General features: G+C 60.1%; 3 protein-coding genes. 1 reads left to right on the forward strand and 2 read right to left on the reverse strand.

Features of this window, described 5'->3' with window-relative positions:
* A partial coding sequence (locus D8V06_RS05720; RefSeq protein ID WP_177434380.1) for a 4Fe-4S dicluster domain-containing protein occupies positions 1 to 736 on the forward strand: 736 nt, incomplete at its 5' end.
* Between the two features lie 178 nt (positions 737 to 914).
* Here D8V06_RS05720 and D8V06_RS05725 read toward each other — a convergent pair.
* Both D8V06_RS05725 and D8V06_RS05730 read right to left on the reverse strand, forming a co-directional pair.
* Positions 915 to 1,718 (reverse strand): IclR family transcriptional regulator, encoded by an 804-nt coding sequence (locus tag D8V06_RS05725; protein WP_056855907.1) that lies wholly within the window; start codon positions 1,716 to 1,718, stop codon positions 915 to 917.
* Positions 1,719 to 1,778: 60 nt separating this feature from the next.
* Positions 1,779 to 2,717, reverse strand: a 939-nt coding sequence (locus tag D8V06_RS05730) for an MFS transporter (RefSeq protein ID WP_130930590.1), incomplete at its 5' end; no start/stop codon positions are given.

Genomic DNA, 2,717 nt, shown 5'->3' on the forward strand with positions numbered 1-2,717 from the left:
CAAGGGCGGCCTGAACTCGCTGCCGAAAATGGTCTTCAAGGGCGGTGCGCTGATCGGTTGCGACCTCGGCACCCTGAACTTCGCCAAGATCAAAGGCAGCCACACGGCGATGAAGTCCGGCATGCTCGCGGCGGAATCCGTGGCGGACGCCCTGTTTGCCGACAAGGACGGCACCGAAGAGCTGACCACTTACGTGGATGCGTTCAAGAACAGCTGGCTGCACGAAGAACTGTTCGCCAGCCGTAACTTCGGCCCGGCGATCCACAAGTTCGGCGCTATTGTCGGCGGTGGTTTCAACTGGCTGGACCAGAACATTTTCGGTGGCAAACTGCCGTTCACCCTGCACGACACCAAGCCGGATTATGCGTGCCTCAAGCTGGCGGCCGACTGCAAGAAGATCGACTACCCGAAACCGGACGGCAAGATCAGCTTCGACAAACTGAGCTCGGTATTCATCTCTGGCACCAACCATGAAGAAGAACAACCGTGCCACCTGAAGCTGACCGATCCGAGCATCCCGATCAGCAAGAACCTGCCGCTGTACGATGAGCCTGCCCAGCGTTACTGCCCGGCCGGCGTGTACGAAGTGATCACCAAGGAAGACGGCGAGAAGCGCTTCCAGATCAACGCCCAGAACTGCGTTCACTGCAAGACCTGCGACATCAAGGATCCTGCACAGAACATCACCTGGGTGACGCCGGAAGGCGCTGGCGGCCCGACTTACCCGAACATGTAAGCCGAACCGCGAACATCAAGGCTCCCGAAACGGGGGCCTTTTTGTTGCCTGCGATCCAGGGCATAACACCACTCACTGTGGGAGCTGGCTTGCCAGCGATGACGGTTCATCATTCAACATTGCCGTCGACTGACCCACCGCTATCGCGAGCAGGCTCGCTCCTACAGGGGGAATGTGTTTAAACCTTGAGGCCAAGCTCCGCCGACAGCCGCGCTGTGACGCCTTTGATCAGAGGAATCAGCTCGGCCATTTTTTCCAGCGGCATATACGGCACTGTACTGGCAATGCTGATGCCGGCGACGATGCGTTTGCTGGCATCACGAATCGGCGCGGCCACGCAGCGGATCGACGGTTCGTTGTCTTCCAGGTCGAAGGCATAACCACCGGCCACGTACTCGATCATGCGCTGCTGGAACTGCTCCCAGGATTGCTCCGGGTGCTGCGGCCAGAACTGGTTTTTTCCACCCACCGGCAGGCTGACTTCGTACAGGCGCTGCCACTCTTGCGGCGAATCATCGAGCATCAGCGCCTTGCCGATCCCGGTGCGCGCCAACGGCATGCGGTGGCCGACCCGCGAGCGCATTTCCGGGCCGTTGCGCCCCGGATTCTTGTGCAGGTACAACACCTCGTCGCCTTCACGGATCGCCAGGTGAATGGTGTCGCCGGTCAAAGCCGACAACTCATCCAGATACGGTCCGGCCAGGGTCACCAGCGGCAACTCTTCGCGCGCCTGGAATCCCAGCTCGATCAGCTTCGGCCCCAACAGATATCCGACTTGCGGCACCACCCGCAGGTAACGCTCGTCCACCAGGCAACTGGCCAGGCGATGAGTGGTGCTGCGCGTGGTGCCGATCAAGCGGGCGATTTCCTTGAGATCGCGGGCGCCGCTGGCCACGGCCTGGACCACACCCAAACCGCGAAGCAGTGTCTGGGTGCCGGTCGGTGCGGCGTCCTTGGCGATTTTTGGGGCGTCTTCCTGCATATCCAGCCTTTACCGTTGAGCGAGTGAACGGGCGGCATTATGGTCGCCCGGATGGCACGACTACAACTTGATACGCTCGACCTTGCCCACCAGCAAGATGTAGGACAGCGCTCCCATCAATGCCAGTACCGAAATGTAGGTGATCGCCGGAGCAAAGGAATCACCGCTGGCGAGGAAGCCGATCACGATAGGCGTGGCGATGGCCGACAGGTTGCCGATGAAGTTGAACACGCCACCGGTCAATCCCAGCAAGCGGGCCGGCGCCAGCGTCGACACCAGCGACCAGGTGATCGAAGCCAGACCGTTGCCGAAAAAGGCCAATGCCAGGAACGCAATCACCAGCGGCGTCGATTCGACGAAGTTGGCGCCGATGATCGACGTGGAAATCAGCAGGCCACTGATGATTGGCAACTTGCGGGCGAAACCGACGCTGTAGCCACGGCGGATCAAAAAGTCGGAGAAGAAACCGGAACACAACACGCCGACGAACGCCGCCAGAAAAGGCAGCGATGCCAACAGACCGGACTTGATGAAGTCCATGCCGCGATATTTCACCAGGTAGGTCGGGAACCACGTCAGGAAAAACCACAACGTCGAATTGAGGCAGAACTGGCCAAGGTAAATGCCCCAGAGTTTGCGCTTGCTCAAGACAATACCAAGGTCGGCCCAACTGAATTTGGCCTTGACCTTGGCTTGTTCGGCCTGGATATCCACCAGCCCGCCGCCTTCGCGGATCAGATCGATTTCAGCCTGGTTGGCGCCTTTGAAATCCCGTGGTTCGCGATACACCGCGTACCAGATCACCGCCCAGAGAATGCCCACTGCACCTGTGGTGACGAACACCATGTGCCAGCCGAATTCATGCTGGAGCCAGGCCAGCACTGGCGTCAGGAATGCCAGGCCGACAAACTGTCCCGAGGTGTAGAAGCCGATGGCCGTGGCGCGTTCGCGCTCGGGGAACCAGGTGGTGACCACGCGGCTGTTGATCGGATAGGCCGG

The organism is Pseudomonas sp. Sample_24 (assembly GCF_004307605.1).
Lineage (GTDB): Bacteria > Pseudomonadota > Gammaproteobacteria > Pseudomonadales > Pseudomonadaceae > Aquipseudomonas.